Origin of the sequence: Bradyrhizobium yuanmingense, assembly GCF_029167105.1 — a bacterium.
Taxonomy (GTDB): domain Bacteria; phylum Pseudomonadota; class Alphaproteobacteria; order Rhizobiales; family Xanthobacteraceae; genus Bradyrhizobium; species Bradyrhizobium yuanmingense_A.
In genome coordinates this window covers 189,483-210,454 of sequence record NZ_JARFML010000013.1, presented here as the reverse complement: position 1 = coordinate 210,454, position 20,972 = coordinate 189,483, and the positions used below count along the sequence as shown (strand labels likewise).

Sequence of the window (20,972 nt, the reverse complement as noted above, 5' to 3'; positions counted from 1 at the left end):
GTGTCTCCCAAAAGTTCAGGCGGCGATGCGCGTCACGACGCGCGCCGCGTCGGATCGAAGTCGTGCAAGGTCGAGGCCGGGGATGGTGCCGTCGTCGACGACGGTCCGCCCGCCAATCAGCAGATGGCGAACACGGCCGCCACCGCAGGTCACCGGCGCGATCAGGAGATCATGCATGCCGAAGTGGCGCGGCTGGTCGAGATCAAACACGGCGATGTCCGCCTGCTGGCCGGGCGCAAGCCTGCCGACCTGCGGCAGGCCGAGCACCCGCGCGCCGCCGGCTGTGGCCCAGTGCACGACATCTTCGGCGGTGACGGCATTCGCGCCTTTCACCGCACGATGGGTGTGCCAGGCGCTGTGCATCTCGCAGACCATGTCGGCGGCCTCGTTCGACGCTGCACCGTCGACGCCGAGCGACACCGCGCCGCCTAGCGCCGCGAGCGAGTCGGCCGGCGCGACACCGGAGCCGAGCCGGCAGTTCGACTGCGGGCAGTGGGCCATGCCGGTGCCGGTCTCGGCGAGAATCTTCACCTCGTCACCGTCGAGATGCACCATGTGCGCGTACCAGATATCGGGACCGAGCCAGTCGTGGTCGGCAAGCCAGTGCACCGGGCGCTTGCCATGCACCGACATGCAGAAGTCGACGTAGTCCGACGTCTCCGACAGGTGGCTGTGCAGCCGCAGCTTCATGCGCCGCGCCGCGGCAATCACTTCACGAAGCTCGCCCGGCTCCAGTGACCAGGTCGGCGTGGTCGGCGCCATCGCGACCTTGGTGAGCCCGGCCGGAGAGGGATCATGGAAACGTTGGGCGCAGGTTTCGACCGAGGCCAGCATGCGCTCGAGCGGTTCGACCGGCGTCGGCGCTCCGTCGCCGCCGCCGACGTGGCTCGTCTTGGTGCCGCCGCCGCGGCAGAGCACCAGGCGCAGGCCGAGGCTGCGGGCGACTTCGAAGATCACCGCCGCCGGATCGAACCGATAGGTATCGCTAAAAAGATAATGGTGATCGGCGACGGTCGTGGTGCCGGACAGCAGAAGCTCGGCGAGGCCAATCCGGGCTGCGACCGCCAGCGCCTCCTCGTCGATCTTCGACCAGTAAGCATAGGGCACGGACCGCAGCCAGCCGGCGAGCGGCTGATTGATGCCAGTCTGCACCCCCTTCAAGACGCTCTGGAACAGGTGATGGTGGGTCGAGATCAATCCAGGATAGATCACGCAGCCGGAGGCATCCAGCCGGCGTTCACCGGCCTCCGCCGTGAGTGCGCCGATCGCCATGATGACACCGTCGCGGATCCGGATCGATCCGTGGGCGCGCATCGCTTCGCCGGGAAGGCCGGTGAAAATCCCCTCGGCATTCTCGATCAGCAATGCGCTCATGTTTCGGTTCCAAGCTCGCTCTCGTGCCAGTTTGACAGGGCGAGCTTGGACAGTCCCACCATCGCGCCGAACAGCAACACGCCAGTAACGGTGATCAGGAACAGTGCGGCAAACATCCTGGGAATGTCCAACTGGAATCCGGCATCGAGAATCTCATAGGCCAGTCCCGATGAGCGGCCGCCGGTGCCGGCGACGAACTCGGCGACGACAGCGCCGATCAGCGCGAGCCCGCAGGAAATGCGCAGTCCGCCGAAGAAGTATGGTAGAGCGCCGGGAATCCGCAGCCGCACCAAAGTTTTCAATCGGCTGGCCCGGTTCATGCGGAAATAGTTGGCGAGCCCGGGATCGACGCTGCGCAGGCCGAGGGTAGTGTTGGAGATGATGGGAAACAGCGCCACCAGCGTCGCGCACACCGTCAGTGAGATCTGCGTGTTCTTGACCAGGATGATGATCAGCGGCGCGATCGCCACGATCGGCGTCACCTGCAGCAGCACCGCATAGGGAAACAGGCTGACCTCGATGACGCGGCTTTGCACAAACGTGAAGGCGATCAGCGTCCCAAGCACAACGGCAGCGGCGAACGCCTGCAGGGTAATGCGCAAGGTGATCAGCAGCGCGCGCAGCAGCGAGGGCCCATTCTTGATCAGGCTGGCGAAGATGTCGCTCGGCTTCGGAAACAGGTAGACCGGAATCGAACCGAGGCGGCAGCCGATTTCCCAGATGGCAATCATCGCCACGCCGACGGCGAGCGGGGCCGCGATGCGTACGAAGGTCTCTGATTGCAACAGCGGCTTCATGGCGTAGCTCCCGATGCCGACGGCAACGACGCTTCGGAAAGCCAGGTCGACAGTTCGCGGCAGTATGCGGCGAACCGGGCGCTGTCGCGAAATCCCTGAGTGCGCGGTTGCGGTTCATCGATGGTCATGGTGCGGAAGATGCGGCCGGGGTTGGCGGCCAGCACCACGATCCGCGTCGACAGGAACACCGCTTCATAGATCGAGTGGGTGACGAAAGCCGTGGTCAGCTTGCGTTCCCACCACAATTTGATCAGGTCGTCGTCGAGTTTATTGCGGGTGAATTCATCGAGCGCGCCGAATGGCTCGTCCATCAACAGCAGGTTGGGCTCGGTGACCAGTGCCCGTGCGATCGACACCCGCATTTTCATGCCTCCGGAGAGCTGGCGCGGGTAATGCCGCGCAAATGCCGAGAGGCCGACCCGGGCGATGGCGTCGCTGACCCGCGGATCGGCCTTGCCGCGTGGCACGTCTGCGAGGTCGAGCGGCAGCCGCACATTGGTATCGACCCGCGCCCAGGGCATCAGGGTCGGCTCCTGAAATACGAAGGCGAGCCTGCGGCCGTCCTGGCCGACCTGTCCGAAATCGCCGCGCCACCACAAAATCCGACCGTCCGAGGGCTGGATCAAATTGGCGATCAGCTTGAGCAGCGTGCTCTTGCCGCAGCCGGACGGGCCGATCAACGTGAGGAATTCACCCTCGGCGATCGTGAGGTCGATCGGTGCCAGACCTTGGGTGCCGTTGGCGAAAACCTTTTCCGCGGACAGCACCTCGACCGCCGGCGGACGATCGGCTGCGCGGCCCGCGGTGTGCGCGTCCAGGGGACCGCTGGGCAAGGGAGCATTCATGACTGGCTTCTTCGTGGTGTAGTGATTGTTGGATCGTTGCAAGCTGCGTGCCTCGGCGCCTGTACTAGAAGGCGACCTTTAGATCCTTGACGAAGCGATCGGTGAACGCTTTTTGCCATTCGGTCTTAGGGTCGAGCAGGTTGGCCGCGACCAGGAAGTCATAGGTCTGCTTCCATCGCGCCGCCGTGATGATGCCGATCCCGCCGGCGGCGGCGTCGCCGCCGTCAAGCGCTTTGGTCTGCTTCAGTTTGTCGATCGCGAATGCAATCTGGGCGTCGGTCATTTTCGGGTTGTCGGCCTTGATCAAGGCGTTGGCCGGCTCCGGGTTTCTGAAATAGTCCCGCCAGCCCTCAAGCGATGTCTTGACGAAGCGCGCCACCACATCGGGTTTGTCGGCGAGCATCTTCTCCGTCGTCACGATCGTCGAGCCGTAGGGCGGATAGCCACCGTCGGCGAACAGGAAGAATTTTGCCTTCACGCCCTGCTGTTGCGCTTGGAACGGTTCGGACGAGAGATAGGACTGCTGCGACACCGTGGGGTCGGCAAAGAACGGTTGCAGGTTGAACGTATACGGGCGGATCTGATCGTCAGTGAAGCCGTATTTGGCACGCAGCCACGGCCAGAACGTGGTCCGCGACGAACCGGAAATCAGGATCGGCTTGCCTTTCAAGGCGGAGAGATCCGCCACATCGTCATGGGCCATGATGCCTTGCAGATCGAACTGGAATGAGGACGCCACCGTCACCAGTGGCAGTCCCTGTTCGCGGCCTTTCAGCACCTGGATGTCATAGCCCATCAGGAAGTCGGTCTGGCCGGCCAGCAGGAGCTGCGATCCATTCACCTGGGGGCCACCCATCTTGATGGTGACGTCGAGCCCGGCCTTTTCGTAAAGCCCGGTTGCCTTGGCCTGGTAGAAGCCGCCATGCTCGGCCTGGGCGAACCAGCTTGTCAGAAAGGTCACCTTGTCGGCGGCGGCCGAGGGGACGACGAGGGCAAGGCAGGCTGCGGTGGCGAGCAGGGCGCGGGACACGATGGTCATGATGGCGTTCATGGCAACCTCGGTGTGATCTCGATCGGATGGAATTCCAATGGAAGGCGGAATCCCGGTGGCAGCGTTCCCGGCACGCAAAAGATGCACGCAGCGTCTGTCATCCGGAAGCATTTTGATTCGAGACATACGTTGCCTTTTAGGCAACGCACAAAAAGCGGTATCGCGCCTCGGCTTGCACCATTGTCAACGGCTCGGCGATGTCATAGTCGGACATCATGGTCGTACGCGCCGCAACGGCGCGGTGCTGCGTGAAAAGGAATCCAACATGAACAAGCCGCGCCGCCGGGTCTGGTGGGACGAATATGCCTCGCATGAATTCGAAGGCCTCGATCCGGCGAGCACCATCGCCATCCTGCCGATCGCCGCCATCGAGCAGCACGGGCCGCATCTGCCGGTCGGCGTCGACGCGGCGATCAACCGTGGCATGCTCGAGACGCTGATCGATCGTCTGCCCGATGATCTCGACATCCGGATCCTGCCGATCCAGCAGGTCGGAAAATCCAACGAGCATCTGCGGATGCGCGGTACCCTGACTTTGCCGGCGGCGACGCTGATCGAGGCCTGGACCGAACTCGGAATGTCGGTCGCGCGCGCCGGCGTGCGGAAACTCGTGATCGTCAACTCGCACGGCGGCAACGACGAGGTGATGGGCATCGTCGCGCGCGAACTGCGGGTGCGCGCCGACATGCTGGTGGTCAAATCTGCCTGGTCGCGCCTCGGCAAGCCGGCTGGCCTCTACAGTGAGCGCGAGCTGAAGTTCGGCATTCACGGCGGTGACTTCGAGACTTCGCTGATGCTGCATTTCCGGCCGGAGCTGGTCGACATGGCGCGCGCGCAGGATTTCCCGTCCGTTGCCGAGGACGACGAAGCGGCCTTCGATCACCTCAGGCCGACCGGGTTCATTGCCTATGCCTGGATCGCCGGCGATCTCAATCCTGACGGCGCGGTTGGCGAAGCGCACAAGGCCACCGCCGACAAGGGCCGTCTCACCGCCGAGCACGCCTCAGGGCAATTCATCAAGCTGCTATGCGACGTGAAGGCGGTGAAGTTGCCGCGCTGATCAGCCGCGCTCGAATAGCTGCCGGATCAGGGTAGTGATCCGTCCCGTCGGCGAGCCCAGCGCGAGCATGACCGAGAAGTGGTTGGCACCAGGAATTTCCTCATAGCTCACCGGCAATCCGTTGACAGCGCGGTGCGCGGCCATGTCGGCGGTCTGCTGGCGCAGCATCGGCAGTTCGGCCGCGCCGACCACCAGCGCCAGCGGCGCCGAAGGGCCTCCTGGGTGCAGCAGCGGCGAATTGCGCCGCGACGCCGCTTCGTCGAGCTTGAGCTTGACGTTGAGAAAGCTGTGGCGGATCGGTTCGAGATCGAAGATGCCGCTGATCGCGATGCCCGCCTTCACGCGCGGATGCGACAGCGCCATCGTCGCCAGATGTCCGCCTGCCGACCAGCCGGATACGACAATGCGGCGAGGATCGCCGCCGAGCGCGGGCAGCTGGTCCACTAGGACGTCGAGCGCCCGATGGATCTCGGCGACTATCTCGTCCATGGTCGCCTCTGGCGCCAGAGTGTAGCCGATCAGCGCGACATTGATGCCGTGCGCCATCGGTCCCTCGGCGAACCAGGTGACCGTTTCCTTCGAGCGCATCTGCCAGTAGCCGCCGTGGATCAGCACCAGCGTCGGCCCGCCGTCGGCGGCTTTGAGGAAATCGGTCCGATTGCGGTCGCGTGGGCCGTATCTCAGGTCGAGATGCGCGAAATGCCTAGCCCGCACGGCGGCGGAACGCTGCTCCCAGCTCGCGACGAGTTCGGCGCTCCCCGCGACGGCGGCGCTGTTGTTGAGGCCGAGGTCGCGCTGCTCCTGGTTCATCGACCGCCAGTTCGTCTCGCCGAATACCGTCGTCATCGTGATGTATCCGTCACCGCTCCGCCACGAAGCTGCGCATCTTGCCGGGATTGAGCAGGCCGTAGGGATCGACTTCGTGCTTGAATCCCAGCTGATCGACATCGACGCGCTTGTAGCGGCTGCCATCCTCGACGGTGTACACATGCGGATTGGCGATAAAAACCTCGCGCGCCTCGTGGAGGCGGATGATCTCGTTCAGCCGCTCCGCATCGGTGTACCGCACCACCGGCAGGCCGCTGCAGGTCAACTGGCCGTTAAAGCGGATGAACTCGAGGTGCTGCAGTACTTCGCCCGGGAACATCGCGCGCATCTCCTCGACCTTCTGCAGGAGCCGGTCATGAGGGTACAGGCATTGCAGATAGGTCACGGTGCGGTCGTTCTTGAGCACCTGCAGGGTGGTATGATTCCAGGTGTATTCATACAGTGGCACCTTGCCGGGGCCGTCGTCGGTCGGCATCTCCAGGGTGATGGTACCGCGATCGCCGAGGAGACTCCTGAAGTTTTCCAGCGAGCCTTCGGCGATCATCGCGATCACGATGCTCTTGCCCTCGGGACAGCAGGATTTGAGTGCGCCAAAATACGACGGCAGCGGCCATGTGATGGGCGACAGCAGCTTCTTGACAATGCCGTCGGACAGCGCGGCCTCCCGGCCGAATTCGACCGCGGCCAGGAAATCGTCGAAAGCGACGACCACATCGATCCATGGCTGCGCCGGCGCCAGCGGCATTTCGAGGGCGGTGACGATGCCCGTGGTGCCATAGGCACGGTTGATCTTCTGCGCCGCGTCGTCGCGCAGTTCGATGATGCGGGGCTCCGGCTCCATGGTGACGATGCGCGCGGCGAGGATATTGCCAGGCTCGCGCAAGCCGCCATAGATGATCGAGCCGATGCCGCCGGATCCGCCGGCGACGAAACCGCCGATGGTCGCGGTACGCTTGGTCGAGGGATGCATCCGCAGCTCATAGCCGGAGGGCCGTGTAGCGGCGTCGATCGCATTCATTTTGGCGCCGGCGCCGACACGGATCTGTCCGGGTTTGATCCATTCGATCGTGTCGAGCGCGGTGATATCGAGCAGCACGCCGCCGGCGAGCGGCACGGCCTGGCCATAATTGCCGGTACCGCCAGCCCGTACCGTCAGCGGCACCCGGTGACGTACGCAGGCCGCGACGACGCGAACGACATCGGCCTCGTCGCGTGGCGAAACGATCAGATCGGCCGACTTGTCGTTGAGCTGTTCGTTGAGGACCGGGCTGTACCAGAAGAAATCGCGCGAGCGTCGGCGCACGACGACGGGATCGGTTACGACCGGGATATCGCCGAGATCGGCGAGGAGCGGTGCCAGTCTATCCGCCGATGGATGCCGGTTGGATTCGGCGTTGAAGAGCGTGAGATCGTTCATGGCGCTTACCTCGGCGATCGCGGCCGGCGGCTGGCCAGGGCAGTGGTAAGGACGGAAGATTCCAGCACGAAGCCGAAGCATTGGTTTACGTTGTAGACGGTCGCAGCCATGCAGTAGTCCGGCGATGTGGTGGCGGCGCAGTCGCGCAGCAGCATGCAGTCGTAGCCGTGGAAGTTGGCATCCTGCAGCGTGCAAAGCACGCACTGGTCGGCGTTGACTCCGGCGAACAACAGCGTCGTAACATTGAGGTTGCGCAGGATGCTATCGAGTTCGGTGTCCCGGAAGCCCGACATGCGATACTTGGCGACATGGATGTCCGTGGGCTCGACGGTCAGTTCCTCGACGATCGAGGCCGACCAACTGCCGCGTTCCAGCACCCGCGCACCGGAGCCGGGCAACCGATCGCCGAGGCCGACACCCGTGCCGGACGGCTTGTAGACATGCAGCAGAGCCGGACTGAGGTTGAGCCGATCGGGACGGTTGCCCCAGTTGAGCCAGATCACCGGAACGTCGATACCGCGCATCACCGGCAACAACCGTTGCAGCGGTGCGATCGGCGCACGCGCCGGTGTCACGTCGACGCCGATGTGGGCGAGCCAGCCGTCCGGATGGCAGAAGTCGTTCTGCATGTCGATGACGATGACGGCGGTGCGTGCGAGATCGAAGGTCACAAACTTGGCACCGGCATCGATCGTTACCGGCTGGGGCTCGACCGGCGGCCGCACGAGGTTTGCCTGGCTCGCCGAAACCGACCAGCGGTTGCGCGCGCTGGCACCGAGCGGCAGGAGGTCATCGACCGATTGGAGACGAATATTGCTCATCGTTGACCTGCCACCTCGCGTCCCTGCAACACGGCGATGTCGTCGGCCTCGACCTCGATCGGTTCGCCGCCGCGGATCAATTCGGCAAAGCCTTCGTTCGGTGTCATCACCGTCAGGCAATACAGCTTGCCGGCCCCGGTGTTCTCGATCACGTGCTCGGAGCCGGGATGTAGCAGCAGCGAGTCGCCCTTTCTTATCGGCACTGTCTTGCCGTCGCAGCGCGCTATGCCTTCGCCGTGCAGCACATGGAAGAATTCGTGCGCGGCTGCGTGTTCGTTGGGCGGTGTCGCGCCGCCCGGCCGGAAGATCTCGATGACGAAGATATTGTCGATCCGGTCACTCTCATGGTCGAACAGCATCACAAAATAGTTGGTGTCCGTCGGCGCGATGCGAAAGGCCTTGGACTGAGCGAGGTTTTCGACGCTGAACGCCATAGAGGTAACTCCTGATTGCGGTCGGTTCGGCGGCGTGAGGCGTACGCGACGAGCCACGACGGATTCAGCACGCCAAAGGGCTTGCACAAAAGCGCTTTATTTCGCAATCATCGTTGCCTTTTTGGCAACGTCACAGCGTCCGTCGGAGCGAGGCGCTTTTCCAAGCAGGAGCAAGGGGATGCTACACAGCCGCCTGTTGACCTATGTGGACGAGGTCGCGCGCAGCGGTTCGATCCGCAAGGCTGCGAGCCATCTTAACGTCGCAGCCTCCGCCATCAGTCGCCAGATTCTTGCGCTTGAAACCGAGCTCGGCACGCCAATTTTCCAACGGCTGCCGCGCAAGCTGATTCTGACTGCGGCGGGTGAGGTGCTCGTCGGCCACATTCGCCAGACTCTGAAGGAATTGACCCGCGCCCAGGGCAAGATCGAGGAACTGAAAGGTTTGCGCCGGGGCGAGATCACGGTGGCGATGATGAGCGGTCTCGCCTCGAACCTCGTGCCCGGCACGGTCAAGCAGTTTCGCGCGTCCAACCCCCGGGTACGGCTCTGCCTGACGTTGCTGACCACCGGCGAGGACATACAATCCGCCGTCGCCAGCGGCGAGGCCGACCTCGGCATCGGCTTCGATTTCACCCGCGGCAGTCATTTGAAGGTGCTGGCTCGCGCCGCCGGCAAGCTCGGCGCGGTGATGGCGCCGAGCCATCCGCTCGCCAAGCGCAACCAGATCCGGCTCGGCGACTGCGTCGACTATCCGCTGGTGATTGCCGACGCATCGACCGTGATCCGGCCTTACCTCGATTCGGCATTTGCGAAAGCTTCGCTGGAACCGCTGCCGATCATCGAAACCAACGCCATTGAAATCATGCGCCACGCCGCCATTCTTGATAATGGCATCACCTTTCTTACGCCGTTCGACATCGAGTTCGAGCGGCGCGTCGGCCGCCTTGTTTACGTGCCGGTGCGCGAGCTGGCGCACGAGACGCAGACGCTCATGCTGATCGGCCACGAGCGCGGGACGAGCGCGATCGCCAGCGTGCTCGCGGAAATGCTGAAGGCGATGATGCGCGAGGCCGCGGCGTGAGCGACCGGGCGTCGTCAGACAGCGAGTGTACCGGGCGCGCGCGAGTTATCCTCAGTCCGGATGGGTATAGCGCCGTACGCGATACCCTCGATCTTTCTAATGCACGTTTTGCGGGTGGCGTGTGCACGCGGGATTTCGTGCGCTTGGGTCCGTTTCGCGAGCGACTCGTCCATCTGCTGGTCGCCCTGGCCACGGCCCATCTCTGTAGGGTCGCGATCGGCACCGTTGGCACCCGTTCTTACCGAGCTCGCTTCATAGCCTCAGCTCAATGCGTGACCGGCCAGCCCGTACACCCATGGCTCATTTTCCTTGCGGTTCAGGAATGGCCGGCCCTTAGACATCGTCGTGACGGTCTCGGTGATCGCGAGGCGGCTCTGTTGAAGGAAGTCGGCAAACAGACCCGTCTGCTCCCGCGTATCGACGCGGACGAATTGTCCCGCGAGATCCCTCAGATGCACGGCGGTGAGATGGATCGCGTCACAATCGTTGCTGGCGACGATCGGGCCGATCACATGACCGCGCCCGAATTCGCGCTTCATCGAAAAACCGACGGCCTCTCCGTCGCGGCGCAAGACGGAGATTGACGCGCCTTCGGAAAGCAATGCGAGCAGCTTCTGCCGGTTAGTTCCAAAGGCGCGTTCATCCAGTGCCGCGATCTCTCCGATGCTCGCCGTGGACAGTGAAGTCAATTCACCGTCGAGAGCCGGCACCGGCGGAGGTGGTGAGACGAGTTCTCCCTGCCACATATATGCGGTGGCTTCCTTCGTGAACCCCAGCGACAGATACAGGTGATAGGCGGCATGGGTTGAGTTGAGGGCCAAATTTCGGTCGCCACACCGCTCGAAAACCTGTTCCATGAGCCAGCGGCCAGTACCTTGTGCCTGGGTTCGGGGCGATGTGATCACCAGGCCGATCGTCGCGAATTCCTGGCTATAAGGGAACCACATCGCGCTGCCGAAAACGCGGTCTATGCCATCAACGGCGACGATGCCGTGGCCGGCGCGGCGCAGGAAATCCCAGTCCTTGGGGCGATGCGGCCAGCCGACACCGATCGAAAGCGCGTGGAGCAGCTTCACATCAACGTCGTTGATGTCCTTGGCCACCAGTTCAAAGGACTTCACGCGTACCGTTCGTCCCATTTAGCTCATCCATTCCTTTGCGGGGCTCAAAGCCTGCGGCCTATGCCCCCCGGCCTTCTGCTGCGTGCCGCACAAGCCCTCTTTTGCAGCAGCATAGCGCGGAACGCCAGCAGGTTTCGCCTGTTTGGCAGGCGGTATTCGGAATGTTTCGCCGCCAGTGCAACTCGAATCAGCAGGGAAAGCTACTGGTTGCCGCCTATCGATATCCGGCAACAGCACGCAGGGTGAGCCCCAGTGAACGTTGAAGGCTTCGCTGGAGGGCTCGCCGCCTTTCCAGCCCTCGGTGGCCGGCCAAGCCGGTCTCAACGCGCCGAATCCCGTGCGGGGACCTGAGAGGACCACGTCGATGGCGCTCCTTTTCAATTCCGATGCTGCTCGGGCGGCTATTTTCCGGCAGGCCTTTGCGCGCGAGCTCCCTGATCTCGGGTTCTATCATTCCAGCGAATGCTTCGAGCCGGAAAAGATACGGTACCTAATAACCTGGAACGCGCCAGACGACGTCTCGCGCTTTCGAAATCTGGAAATGCTCTTTTCCATCGGCGCCGGGGTCGACCAGTTCAAGCCAGAGACCATACCTGGCCACGTCAGGCTCGTGCGCATGGTCGAGGATGGCATCATACGCATGATGCAGGAGTATGTCGTGCTTGGGGTGCTGACACTCCATCGCGAGATGCTTGCCTATCGGGAGCAACAGGGAAGACGACTGTGGCAGGCTCTTGCAACGCCCCAGGCGGCCGATCGGCGCGTCGGCTTTCTGGGCCTCGGCATGTTGGCGCAAGCTGCGATTGATCGCCTCAAGCCGTTTGGATTTCCGCTTGCCGCGTGGAGCCGCAGCAACAAGAAGATCGAGGGCGTCGCCTGCTTCCACGGCGATGGTCAGCTTGGCGACTTCCTGCGAGGAGCCGATATCCTCGTCTGTCTCCTGCCCCTGACGGAGCAAACAAGCGGCATCTTGAACGCACAGCTGTTCTCTCTCCTGCCGGCTGGAGCAAGGCTGCTTCATGTCGGCCGCGGTCCGCAGCTTGACCAGGGCGCACTCATCGAAGCACTCGACAGCGGGGGCCTCGCCGCAGCGATGCTCGACGTGACCGATCCCGAGCCGCTGCCGGAAGCCCATGCGCTCTGGTCGCATCCGAAGGTAATCATCACGCCGCATATCGCGTCCGTGACGCAGCCGCATACGGCCGCGCAATCCGTCATAGAGAACATCCGGCGCCACCGCGCCGGACGAAATCCGATCGGCCTCGTCGATCGAACGCTCGGCTACTAACAGGAAAGATGCCATGTCACTTTTGATTGCCATCGACACCAATCCGGATTTTGTACCGAAGAAGGCCGTGCCGGATCCGGAACGGCTCATTTCGGGCAATCCATCCTTCAAGACCTGGGCGCAGGACGCCTCGAAGGGTGAGAAAGTGCTGACGGGCGTCTGGGAGGCAACTCCCGGCGAGACCCATTCGATCAAGGGCACCACCTTCGAGTTCTGCCACATCATCTCGGGTCTTATCGAAATCGAGGAAAAGGGTGGCGAGACGAAGACTTTCCGCGCCGGCGACAGCTTTGTGATGAAGCCGGGCTTTGTCGGGGTCTGGCGCACGATCGAGACCGTGCGAAAGATTTATGTCTGCCATTATGACTGAGCACGGTGCCTGACGGCGGCGTCACTGAACGACGGCCAGAACAATCGACTTTCGAGATCCCGTCTGACCGGATTCGACGCCATCAGACGCTTCCTTCTCGATGAAAAATGCGGCGTGCGGTGCTGTATCGCTCGGTTGAGACCGCTTTGTCTCGCCAATCGCATATCCAGCAGTGATGGCGGTTTGACCCCAAGGGTAAGGGAACAAATACATGGTTGCATTGAAAGACAAGGATCTGTTTCGCCAGCAGGGACTGATCGGCGGCCACTGGCGCGACGCGAGTGCGAAGGCAACGGTTGATGTCGTCGATCCTGCCAGCCAGCAAGTTCTTGGCACCATCCCGGATATGGGGTGCGAGGAGACCAGGGCTGCCATCAACGCTGCGGCCGACGCGTTCAAGCATTGGAGGACCAAGGCCCATGCAGAGCGGGCAGCGCTGCTGGAGCGCTGGTACGAGCTCATGCGACACCATGAGCAGGATTTGGCTCTTCTGCTCACGCTGGAGCAGGGTAAGCCACTGGCGGAATCGCTTGGCGAAATCCGCTATGGGGCCTCCTTCGTCAAATGGTTTGCGGAAGAGGCGCGCCGGATCAACGGATCGACGATCCCGTCACCCACGATCGATCGCCGCATTCTGGTTATGAAAGAGCCGGTCGGCGTCTGCGGGATCATTACGCCCTGGAATTTCCCCAACGCGATGATTACACGCAAAGTGGCGCCTGCGCTTGCCGCGGGCTGCACCGTCGTCATCAAGCCCTCCGAATTCACGCCGTTTTCGGCCCTCGCGATCGGTGTGCTGGCGGAGCGGGCAGGAATTCCACCGGGCGTGATCAACATCGTGACGGGCATGCCGGCGGACATTGGCAAGGAGCTGATGGCCAATGAGACCGTCCGCAAGATCTCGTTCACGGGATCGACCCGCATCGGCGCGTTGCTGATGAAGGGCGCTGCCGACAACATCAAGCGGCTCAGCCTCGAGCTCGGCGGCAATGCGCCGTTCATCGTCTTCGATGATGCCGATATCGACCGCGCCGTCGAGGGCGCGATTGCATCTAAATTCCGCAACGGCGGACAGACTTGCGTTTGCTGCAATCGCATTCTGGTGCAATCTGGCATCTACGATGCCTTTGCACAGAAGCTCGCCAGCAAGGTCGCGAAAATGAAGGTCGGCGCCGGCACCGAAGAGGGGGTCGCAATCGGGCCGATGATCAATGGCGCTGCGATCGAGAAGATCAGGCGGCACGTCACGGACGCCCTGGACAAGGGCGCAAAGATCATCTCGGAGAGTGAGGCGGTGCCGGAAGGTCGGCAATATGCCCGGCCTCTCGTGCTCGGTGGCGCGACGACTGAGATGCTCCTGGCTTCGGAGGAGACCTTTGGGCCGGTCGCACCGCTTTTCCGCTTTGAGACCGAGGACGAGGCGATTGCGATCGCCAACGGCACGCCATACGGCCTGGCGGCGTATTTCTACACTGAGAACCTGAAGCGTTCCTGGCGTGTTGCCGAGGCATTGGAGTTCGGCATGGTCGGCCTGAACACCGGTCTGATCTCGACGGAGGTCGCGCCTTTCGGCGGTGTCAAACAGTCGGGACTGGGACGCGAGGGATCTCAGCTCGGGATCGAAGAATATCTCGAGAGCAAGGCTCTCCATGTCGGTGGCCTGGACTGAGCGTCCATCGGATCTGAAACAAAGAAAAGGGGGGCGGCTGAACCGCCCCCTTTTCCTTGACCAGCGCAGATCTCTATTACTGAAGCGCGGCGAGAGATCCCGAAAGAACTGCGCTCAGGCGATTTTGCGAAGAGGCTCCAGGCCGACTGCGGCAGCCAAGCCGCCGATGCCTGAGACCTCGGTGTATTCATAGAAGGGGTTCGCCGGCTCGTGACCGCGGTTCACCCACACCTTGCTCTTGATACCCAGATCGTAGGCGGTCATCAGATCGTAGCGGAACGAGGAGGAGACGTGAGTGATATCTTCCGGGCCGCAGTCCAGCTTGTCGAACATGTATTCGAAGCCTTTCATGTGCGGCTTGTAGGCGCCAGTCTCCTCGGCCGTGATGACCGTGTGGAAGGGAGCGCCGAGCTTCTCCACGTTGGACATGATGAGGTTCTTCATGGAGTTCGACAAGATGACCAGCGGGATCTCCTTGGCAACCTTGGCCAGGCCAGCCGGGACGTCCGGATGTGGACCCCATGTGTGGATCTCTTCATTGATGCGCTGGGCATGCTCCGGCTTAAAGACCACACCATTGCGTTTGCAGGCGCGCTCCAGCGCGTTGTGCACGACCTCGAAATACGGTTTCCACGCGCCGAGAACCTCGTCCAGACGGTAGGCTGAAAAGTCCTTGATGAGCTTTGCCATCGCCGCAGCAGAAACCTCCGAGCCGTAGACTCGGGTCGCGGCGCCGGCCATGTCGAAATTGGTCAGCGTGCCGTAGCAGTCGAAGGTGATGTATTTCGGTCTGAATGTCGCCATAGCTCCAATCCTTGATCTCGCACCGCTTGCCGGTACGACACGCACCATAGCGAGCAGCCGACGAGATAAAGCGCCGATGTCGCGGTGGTCGGGAGCAGATTGTGTCGTATCGCATCGGAGCCGTGGCAGAGAGTTGCGCGACGACGGCTCTCCCGGTTAGCCTCGATGCCGTCGCCGCACCATGCCGGCATAACATGCCGCAGTGGTGCCCAATCAAAGTCAAAACGCCCTCCGTCCGTGTCATGCCTGGGAGCAAGTGCTGTCTTCGGCAACTTATGTTGAGCCCGGACACAACGGGCTGTTCGCACAAACATCGCGGCCGACCTGGAGGACAATATGTTGAGAAACTCGCTAGTTGAGCTCGATCGCGCGCATCTGATTCACCCGGTCTCTTCTTATCGCAGCCACGAGGCGACGGGCGTCCGCGTGCTGAAGTCAGGCAAGGGCGCGACGCTGACCGATGTCTCGGGACGTCAATTGCTGGACGGCTTTGCGGGTCTGTGGTGTGTCAATGCCGGCTACGGACAGGACAGCATCGTAGAAGCGGCTACGCGACAGCTGCAGGAGCTGCCTTATGCGACAGGCTATTTCGGTTTGGGCTCGGACCCGGCGATCCGGCTGGCGGCCAGGTTGGCTGAGTTGGCGCCTGGCGATCTGAACCATGTCTACTTCACGCTGGGTGGCTCCGATGCCGTCGACAGTACAATCCGGTTCATCAGGTACTACTATCATGCCAAAGGGAGGCCGCAGAAGGACCAGTTCATTTCCGTGGAGTCTGGCTACCACGGATCATCGACGGCAGGGTCTGGCCTGACTGCGCTGCCGGCCTTTCATACGGGCTTTGGAGTGCCATACAACTGGCAGCACAAAATTCCGTCCCACTACGCCTATCGCAACCCTGTCGGTTCGCATCCCCAGGCTATCATTGCGGCGTCGGTCGCGGCCTTGCGGGCGAAGATCGCCGAACTCGGCGCCGAACGCGTCGCCGCCTTCTATGTCGAGCCGATACAGGGGTCAGGAGGTGTCCTCGTTCCGCCGCCGTCCTGGCTCAAGGCCATGCATGCGGTCTGCAAGGAGCACGATATTCTGTTCGTGGCCGATGAGGTCATCACCGGCTTTGGCCGTGTCGGTCCGCTCTTTGCCTGCGAGGAAGATGATGTCGTGCCGGATCTCATGACCACGGCAAAGGGGCTGACCTCGGGGTACGTGCCGATGGGGGCCGTTCTCATGTCCGACGGCGTCTACAACACGATTGCCGACGGCGCCGGCAAGGCGGCCGTCGGCCACGGCTACACCTATTCCGCGCATCCCGTCAGTGCAGCCGTTGGGCTCGCGTGCCTTGATCTCTATGAAAACGGCTTGCTGGAAAACGGCCGGAAGGCCGGGCATCGCCTGATGCAAGGTCTTCGCGCGCTTGCCGATCATCCGCTCGTCGGCGATGTCCGCGGTCGCGGCATGCTGGCTGCTATCGAGCTTGTGACTGACAAGGAGCTCAAGACGCCTCTGCCGGCGGAAGCCGACGCGGCGCGCCGCATCTTCGACCGCGCATGGGACAATGGTCTCGTGATCCGCGCTTTTGCGCAAGGCGTGCTGGGCTATGCGCCGCCGCTGTGCTGCACCGATGACGACATCGATGGCATTATTGAGCGGACAAAGACTACGCTCGACCAAACGCTCGAAGACAAGGACGTCCGTGCGGCGATGAAGGGATGATCACCGCGCTGCCGGCGCCGTTGTCTTAGTTCTTAGCCATTGAAGATGCTTTCGAGCGGAAGATGGGATTTCACGATCGGGGACTTCAGCACGACGAAACTGAAGTACTTGTCGATACCGATATCCATCTCGACCAGGCGTTCCATGACAGCCTGATATTCGCTGATCCCCGCGGTGATGAACTTGACGAGATAGTCGTACCCGCCCGAAACCAGATGGCATTCGACGACCGAATCGATCTTTTCGATCGTCGTGAGAAAGCGAGCGAAATCGATCTGCCGGTGATTTTTCAAGGTGATTTCAGCGAAGACCGTCAGAGTTTGTCCGAGCTTGGCAACATCGATCTGGGCGGAATAGCCGGTGATGAAGCCCTCCGTCTGGAGCCTCTTGACGCGCATTAGGCACGGGCTCGGCGAAAGATTTATCAGCTCTGCGAGCTCGACGTTGGAAATGCGCCCGTTCTTCTGCAGTTCGCATAAAATCCTGATGTCGATCTTATCGAGCTTCATAGCAATGCCATCAGATGGGGCCGACAACGGCGTCGGGGCTTTGAGTCTTCAGCGTCATATGCATCTTCATAGCATCAACCAGCAGCTTTTCCCAACGAGGCGGAAACTGCAATTCAGAACTCGCTGACCTTGCCCCAGGCGCTCATTCTCAGCCGTTCCGGCCTGTAGGGGCGCGGGTCGACGATCGGTGCCCGACCGGTGATGATGTCGGCGATCATGTGCCCGGTGCCGGGCCCGATCCCGAAGCCGTGGCCACTGAACCCCGCCGCGAGGATGAAGCCTGGAATGGATTCAACTTCGCCGATTGCCGGAATGCCGTCCGGTGTGCTGTCGATGTAGCCGGCCCAGACGCTTGAGATGGCGAGGGGCCGTAGCTCGGGGACAAGCTCGCACGCGCGTCGATGCGTCAGCCGAATCTGCCTCATGTCGGGGCGGGGATTGAGCGTTCGGTTCAGCTCCATCGGGGTCACCTCATCGAGCCTCCATTTCGCCAGGGATTCGTGGCCTTGCCGCATGCCCTCGAAGGCCCCGGGGCTGAGGCTTCGCCAGCGGCGGGCGAACATGGGGAGGAATTCGCGGCCGAACCTGACCTGCTGCGGCGTCGGATCGACTCGCGCGCGCCCGCTGATGGCGAGCGTGTATCCGCCGTTGCCGCGCCGTGTGAGCGACAGCTGCGCAGTGTGCAGGGCATCAGGCAGGCCTGCTGCGCCAGGAGCCACGGCGAGAATGGATTGGCGCACCGATGCCTGAGGGAAACGAATTCCAAGCTGGTTGCAGAACGAAGAAGCCCACGCGCCTCCCGCCATCACCACCGTTTTCGTCCGGATCGTGCCGGCCTCGGTCACCACCCCGCTGACCCGACCGGCGCTGAGCTCGATGCCGCGCGCGGCGCAGAGCTGGTGCACAGTACCGCCTGCCGCCATGATCGCACGCGCGGCGATGGGGACGGCTTTTGAAGTGTCCGCCGTCCCGTCTGTCGGTGAGAAGACGCCGCCCTTCCACTTACGCCCCGTCGCCTTGCCCCGACCGCTCGCCTCTTCCGAGCTCAACATATGCGTCGTGACGCCAACGGTCCTGGCGAAGTCCCCCCACTTGGCCCAGCCCGCCAGCTCATTCTCGTCGTTCGACAAATACAACAGGCCGCAGCGGCGAAAGCCCGTGTCTTCACCCGTTTCCTGGGCAACTCGTTCCCAGAGATCGAGGCTCTTGGTCGCAAGCGGCAGCTCGCGTGCGTCGCGGTTCTGTTGGCGGCACCATCCCCAGTTGCGGCTGGACTGCTCGGCGGCGACGCGGCCCTTCTCGAGCAAGGCAACCTTGAGGCCGCTACGCGCGAGATAGTAGCTTGTGAACACGCCTACGACACCACCGCCGACGACGACGACGTCCGCTTCACGAGGAAGGGACGGACTGGATTCGATATGCAGGAGCGGCGCGCTCATCCGACAGGGATCTCCGGTGGTCGCCGTAGCGTAACCGAGGAATTGCGGCAGCCCCCGCGGACTTTCGTCGTGAGACCGAATATCCTGCGGTTTACTGCCTTTGACGCAGGCTAATATTGCGAAAATACCTTGCTTGCGTCGCAGCTTGCAGGCGGCGAGACTGATGCACGTGTTCCTGCGATCCGTCGCGCGCCTTCCTGACAGGGGGTCACGACAGGCCCGGCGGCGCAGATTGAAATGCCAAATCGGACTTCGTTTTCAGAAGTTCGTGCTGCCCGGATGCCGGCTTTCGGCGACTCCGCGGTGATTGAAATCGTCAAGATCGACAGAACCAACTGATCGATCGGCCAAAGTCCATAGAGGCAACTTTCATGAGCCGTGTCCAGGAGCAGGCCTTCGCGGAAGCGATCAAGCCATGACGCGGATGCCGTCTGAGGTTCGCTTCGATCGAGGTGGCCGATCAGGTCGGCACTGCGCTCCGAGCAACAGCTCTTGCTTCTTGCGCGAAGAGACCTGAATCATGTCGCAGCCTCCAATGAAGGAATGGCAAGTTGAGCGGCGAATTATTGACCTGTCCAAGGAGCGTGGAGGCGCAAGGAGCCGAAGGCGCCGGCCGCACGAAGATGACGGCACTGGCTTGAAAGAGGAGGATGCTCGCATGTTCTCTGGCATCCAGGTGGCAAGTCCCGCCGATGTCGCGCTGTCGGTGCGCGAGCTGACCGTAAGTTTGCCGGAAGGAATGGAGAGGGCCAACGCCGTCGAGAACATCTCCTTCGATCTGAAGCGCGGACAGATTCTCTGTATCATCGGGGAATCCGGATCGGGCAAGTCGGTCACCGCCAATGCGATCATGGGCCTTCTCCCGAAGGCGATCCGGATCCCTTCGGGTGCGATTCAGCTGGACGGAATGAACATCGTGGGCCTCTCGCCCGAGAAGCTCCGTAGCCTGCGCGGCCGCGTCGTCTCGATGATCTTTCAAGATCCTCTCTCGGCACTCAACCCGCTGATGACCGTGGGCGCGCAGATCGAGGAAGTGATGGCAGCGCACGACGTCGGCACGCCGGCCTCGCGTCGCAGCCGGGCCATAGACTTGCTGATTGAAGTGGGTCTGGCTGATCCGAAGCTCATGTATCACCAATATCCCTTCCGGCTTTCGGGCGGGCAGCGGCAGCGGGTGATGATCGCCATGGCTCTTGCGCTTGAGCCCGCCATCCTGATCGCGGACGAGCCGACGACGGCTCTCGACGTCACGACCCAGGCGCAAATCCTCAAGCTGATCCGCGACATTCAGCGCCGCAAGGGGATGAGCGTCATGTTCATCACCCATGACTTCGGCGTCGTGGCCGAAATCGCCGACAGCGTTTTGGTCATGGAGAAGGGGCACATCGTTGAACAGGGCGGCGCTGTCCAGGTTCTGCAGTCGCCCAGTCATCCCTACACAAGGCGCCTCATCGCAGCAGTCCCGCACTTGACGGGCGAAGACCGTGCTCTTGTGGAAGCTCCGGCCAACGAGCCGATCCTCAAGGTCGAGGGGCTGGTGAAGACCTACCGCAGTGGCAGCGCGCTGTTCGGAAAACAGCGGATCGTGCCGGCGGTGAACCAGGTATCGTTCGATCTGGCGCCCGGACACACGTTGGGGGTCGTCGGCGAAAGCGGCTCGGGCAAGTCCTCGCTGGGCCGGCTGTTGATCAAGCTGCTCGACAGCGACGACGGCCGGATCCTGTTCGAAGGTCGCGACGTCGCCAAGCTCTCGGAGGCCGAATTCCGTCCGCTACGGCCGCAGATCCAGATGATCTTCCAGGATCCCTTCGCCTCGCTCAATCCGCGCTCGACGGTTGGACAGATCCTGACCGTAGGTCCGGCCGCGCATGGAATGCCTTACGCGAAGGCGTGCGACGAGGCACGGTCGCTGCTGTCGCGTGTCGGTCTCGATGCCGGAGCTTTCGGCCGCTACCCGCACGAGTTCTCCGGCGGGCAACGTCAGCGCATAGGCATCGCCCGCGCGCTGATGTTCAAGCCGAAGCTCCTGATTGCCGACGAGGCGGTCTCCGCGCTCGACGTGTCGATCCAGGCGCAGATACTCAAGCTGCTGGACCAGATCCAGCGCGAGACCGGCGTCTCGATGATCTTCATCACCCACGACCTGCGTGTCGCCAGCCAAATCTGTGATGAGATCGCGGTCATGCACAAGGGCCGGGTCGTCGAGAGCGGGCCGCCGTCGCAGATTTTTCTGCGCCCGCAGTCGGCCTACACGCGCGAACTGGTCGCAGCGATTCCCGGGGAGCAGCAGGGCGGCGCACGGGCCTTGGCGGCAAATTCATGAGAGCCACGGCGGACAGCGCCATCTGGAG

Annotated in this window: 19 protein-coding genes; 7 read left to right on the top strand and 12 right to left on the bottom strand. The window is 62.5% G+C overall.

Annotated elements, in window-relative coordinates; translation table 11 throughout:
* Window positions 1-15: 15 nt before the first annotated feature.
* The 4 genes from P0R31_RS19225 to P0R31_RS19210 all read right to left on the bottom strand — a co-directional run bounded on the left by P0R31_RS19225 (window position 16) and on the right by P0R31_RS19210 (window position 4,067).
* Window positions 16-1,374, bottom strand: a complete 1,359-nt coding sequence (locus P0R31_RS19225) for an amidohydrolase family protein (RefSeq protein ID WP_275515522.1) — start codon at window positions 1,372-1,374, stop codon at window positions 16-18.
* Window positions 1,371-2,171 (bottom strand): ABC transporter permease, encoded by an 801-nt coding sequence (locus tag P0R31_RS19220; RefSeq protein WP_275515521.1) that lies wholly within the window; start codon window positions 2,169-2,171, stop codon window positions 1,371-1,373. The genes P0R31_RS19225 and P0R31_RS19220 overlap by 4 nt, the downstream gene beginning before the upstream one ends.
* A complete protein-coding gene (locus tag P0R31_RS19215) occupies window positions 2,168-3,016 on the bottom strand; it encodes an ABC transporter ATP-binding protein (protein ID WP_275515520.1) in 849 nt (282 codons plus the stop codon). The genes P0R31_RS19220 and P0R31_RS19215 overlap by 4 nt, the downstream gene beginning before the upstream one ends.
* Before the next feature lie 64 nt (window positions 3,017-3,080).
* A complete protein-coding gene (locus P0R31_RS19210) occupies window positions 3,081-4,067 on the bottom strand; it encodes an ABC transporter substrate-binding protein (RefSeq protein WP_275515519.1) in 987 nt (328 codons plus the stop codon).
* Window positions 4,068-4,332: 265 nt separating this feature from the next.
* Between P0R31_RS19210 and P0R31_RS19205 the strand changes: the two genes are divergently transcribed.
* On the top strand, window positions 4,333-5,127 hold the full coding sequence (locus P0R31_RS19205; RefSeq protein WP_275515518.1) for a creatininase family protein: 795 nt from the start codon (window positions 4,333-4,335) through the stop codon (window positions 5,125-5,127).
* On the opposite strand, the gene P0R31_RS19200 is transcribed toward P0R31_RS19205, so the two are convergent.
* From P0R31_RS19200 to P0R31_RS19185, 4 genes are read right to left on the bottom strand one after another with little or no spacing between them, the layout of a single operon-like run.
* Entirely contained in the window at window positions 5,128-5,973 is an 846-nt protein-coding gene (locus tag P0R31_RS19200; RefSeq protein WP_275515517.1) for an alpha/beta hydrolase, read from the bottom strand.
* A gap of 13 nt (window positions 5,974-5,986) precedes the next feature.
* Entirely contained in the window at window positions 5,987-7,372 is a 1,386-nt protein-coding gene (locus P0R31_RS19195; protein WP_275515516.1) for an FAD-binding oxidoreductase, read from the bottom strand.
* A gap of 5 nt (window positions 7,373-7,377) precedes the next feature.
* Window positions 7,378-8,193 carry a cysteine hydrolase family protein gene (locus P0R31_RS19190; protein WP_275515515.1) on the bottom strand — a complete coding sequence of 272 codons (816 nt, stop codon included), beginning with the start codon at window positions 8,191-8,193 and terminating at the stop codon, window positions 7,378-7,380.
* Window positions 8,190-8,552, bottom strand: coding sequence for a cupin domain-containing protein (locus P0R31_RS19185; protein ID WP_275515586.1), 363 nt, complete (start codon window positions 8,550-8,552; stop codon window positions 8,190-8,192). The genes P0R31_RS19190 and P0R31_RS19185 overlap by 4 nt, the downstream gene beginning before the upstream one ends.
* Window positions 8,553-8,805: 253 nt before the next feature.
* On the opposite strand from P0R31_RS19185, the gene P0R31_RS19180 reads away from it, so the two are divergent.
* A complete protein-coding gene (locus tag P0R31_RS19180; RefSeq protein ID WP_275515514.1) occupies window positions 8,806-9,708 on the top strand; it encodes a LysR family transcriptional regulator in 903 nt (300 codons plus the stop codon).
* Between the two features lie 260 nt (window positions 9,709-9,968).
* Here P0R31_RS19180 and P0R31_RS19175 read toward each other — a convergent pair whose 3' ends face one another.
* Window positions 9,969-10,847 carry a GNAT family N-acetyltransferase gene (locus P0R31_RS19175; protein ID WP_275515512.1) on the bottom strand — a complete coding sequence of 293 codons (879 nt, stop codon included), beginning with the start codon at window positions 10,845-10,847 and terminating at the stop codon, window positions 9,969-9,971.
* Window positions 10,848-11,193: 346 nt separating this feature from the next.
* On the opposite strand from P0R31_RS19175, the gene P0R31_RS19170 reads away from it, so the two are divergent.
* The 3 genes from P0R31_RS19170 (at window position 11,194) to P0R31_RS19160 (ending at window position 14,156) form a co-directional block, all read left to right on the top strand.
* The gene (locus tag P0R31_RS19170; RefSeq protein ID WP_275515511.1) at window positions 11,194-12,117 is read left to right on the top strand and encodes a 2-hydroxyacid dehydrogenase; all 924 of its coding nucleotides are present in this window, start codon (window positions 11,194-11,196) and stop codon (window positions 12,115-12,117) included.
* 13 nt (window positions 12,118-12,130) lie between these two features.
* On the top strand, window positions 12,131-12,487 hold the full coding sequence (locus tag P0R31_RS19165; protein ID WP_092252113.1) for a cupin domain-containing protein: 357 nt from the start codon (window positions 12,131-12,133) through the stop codon (window positions 12,485-12,487).
* Between the two features lie 211 nt (window positions 12,488-12,698).
* The gene (locus tag P0R31_RS19160) at window positions 12,699-14,156 is read left to right on the top strand and encodes an NAD-dependent succinate-semialdehyde dehydrogenase (protein WP_275515509.1); all 1,458 of its coding nucleotides are present in this window, start codon (window positions 12,699-12,701) and stop codon (window positions 14,154-14,156) included.
* A gap of 114 nt (window positions 14,157-14,270) precedes the next feature.
* On the opposite strand, the gene P0R31_RS19155 is transcribed toward P0R31_RS19160, so the two are convergent.
* Complete coding sequence (locus P0R31_RS19155; RefSeq protein WP_275515585.1) at window positions 14,271-14,960, bottom strand: haloacid dehalogenase type II; 690 nt, start codon at window positions 14,958-14,960, stop codon at window positions 14,271-14,273.
* A gap of 336 nt (window positions 14,961-15,296) precedes the next feature.
* Between P0R31_RS19155 and P0R31_RS19150 the strand changes: the two genes are divergently transcribed.
* Window positions 15,297-16,673: an aspartate aminotransferase family protein gene (locus tag P0R31_RS19150; protein WP_275515507.1), complete on the top strand. Its 1,377-nt coding sequence runs from the start codon at window positions 15,297-15,299 to the stop codon at window positions 16,671-16,673.
* Between the two features lie 32 nt (window positions 16,674-16,705).
* Here the strand turns inward: P0R31_RS19150 and P0R31_RS19145 are convergent, their stop codons facing one another.
* Together P0R31_RS19145 and P0R31_RS19140 are read right to left on the bottom strand one after the other, a co-directional pair.
* Window positions 16,706-17,182 (bottom strand): Lrp/AsnC family transcriptional regulator, encoded by a 477-nt coding sequence (locus P0R31_RS19145; protein WP_027544593.1) that lies wholly within the window; start codon window positions 17,180-17,182, stop codon window positions 16,706-16,708.
* 113 nt (window positions 17,183-17,295) lie between these two features.
* Window positions 17,296-18,621 carry an NAD(P)/FAD-dependent oxidoreductase gene (locus tag P0R31_RS19140; protein WP_275515505.1) on the bottom strand — a complete coding sequence of 442 codons (1,326 nt, stop codon included), beginning with the start codon at window positions 18,619-18,621 and terminating at the stop codon, window positions 17,296-17,298.
* 658 nt (window positions 18,622-19,279) lie between these two features.
* Between P0R31_RS19140 and P0R31_RS19135 the strand changes: the two genes are divergently transcribed.
* The gene (locus P0R31_RS19135; protein WP_275515504.1) at window positions 19,280-20,944 is read left to right on the top strand and encodes an ABC transporter ATP-binding protein; all 1,665 of its coding nucleotides are present in this window, start codon (window positions 19,280-19,282) and stop codon (window positions 20,942-20,944) included.
* Window positions 20,945-20,972: the final 28 nt, after the last annotated feature.

Bases quoted from the DNA above. Each gene is read 5' to 3' on its own strand.
- P0R31_RS19225 (WP_275515522.1), bottom strand. From the start codon at position 1,374: ATGAGCGCATTGCTGATCGAGAATGCCGAGGGGATTTTCACCGGCCTT.
- P0R31_RS19220 (WP_275515521.1), bottom strand. From the start codon at position 2,171: ATGAAGCCGCTGTTGCAATCAGAGACCTTCGTACGCATCGCGGCCCCG.
- P0R31_RS19215 (WP_275515520.1), bottom strand. From the start codon at position 3,016: ATGAATGCTCCCTTGCCCAGCGGTCCCCTGGACGCGCACACCGCGGGC.
- P0R31_RS19210 (WP_275515519.1), bottom strand. From the start codon at position 4,067: ATGAACGCCATCATGACCATCGTGTCCCGCGCCCTGCTCGCCACCGCA.
- P0R31_RS19205 (WP_275515518.1), top strand. From the start codon at position 4,333: ATGAACAAGCCGCGCCGCCGGGTCTGGTGGGACGAATATGCCTCGCAT.
- P0R31_RS19200 (WP_275515517.1), bottom strand. From the start codon at position 5,973: ATGACGACGGTATTCGGCGAGACGAACTGGCGGTCGATGAACCAGGAG.
- P0R31_RS19195 (WP_275515516.1), bottom strand. From the start codon at position 7,372: ATGAACGATCTCACGCTCTTCAACGCCGAATCCAACCGGCATCCATCG.
- P0R31_RS19190 (WP_275515515.1), bottom strand. From the start codon at position 8,193: ATGAGCAATATTCGTCTCCAATCGGTCGATGACCTCCTGCCGCTCGGT.
- P0R31_RS19185 (WP_275515586.1), bottom strand. From the start codon at position 8,552: ATGCTGTTCGACCATGAGAGTGACCGGATCGACAATATCTTCGTCATC.
- P0R31_RS19180 (WP_275515514.1), top strand. From the start codon at position 8,806: ATGCTACACAGCCGCCTGTTGACCTATGTGGACGAGGTCGCGCGCAGC.
- P0R31_RS19175 (WP_275515512.1), bottom strand. From the start codon at position 10,847: ATGGGACGAACGGTACGCGTGAAGTCCTTTGAACTGGTGGCCAAGGAC.
- P0R31_RS19170 (WP_275515511.1), top strand. From the start codon at position 11,194: ATGGCGCTCCTTTTCAATTCCGATGCTGCTCGGGCGGCTATTTTCCGG.
- P0R31_RS19165 (WP_092252113.1), top strand. From the start codon at position 12,131: ATGTCACTTTTGATTGCCATCGACACCAATCCGGATTTTGTACCGAAG.
- P0R31_RS19160 (WP_275515509.1), top strand. From the start codon at position 12,699: ATGGTTGCATTGAAAGACAAGGATCTGTTTCGCCAGCAGGGACTGATC.
- P0R31_RS19155 (WP_275515585.1), bottom strand. From the start codon at position 14,960: ATGGCGACATTCAGACCGAAATACATCACCTTCGACTGCTACGGCACG.
- P0R31_RS19150 (WP_275515507.1), top strand. From the start codon at position 15,297: ATGTTGAGAAACTCGCTAGTTGAGCTCGATCGCGCGCATCTGATTCAC.
- P0R31_RS19145 (WP_027544593.1), bottom strand. From the start codon at position 17,182: ATGAAGCTCGATAAGATCGACATCAGGATTTTATGCGAACTGCAGAAG.
- P0R31_RS19140 (WP_275515505.1), bottom strand. From the start codon at position 18,621: ATGAGCGCGCCGCTCCTGCATATCGAATCCAGTCCGTCCCTTCCTCGT.
- P0R31_RS19135 (WP_275515504.1), top strand. From the start codon at position 19,280: ATGTTCTCTGGCATCCAGGTGGCAAGTCCCGCCGATGTCGCGCTGTCG.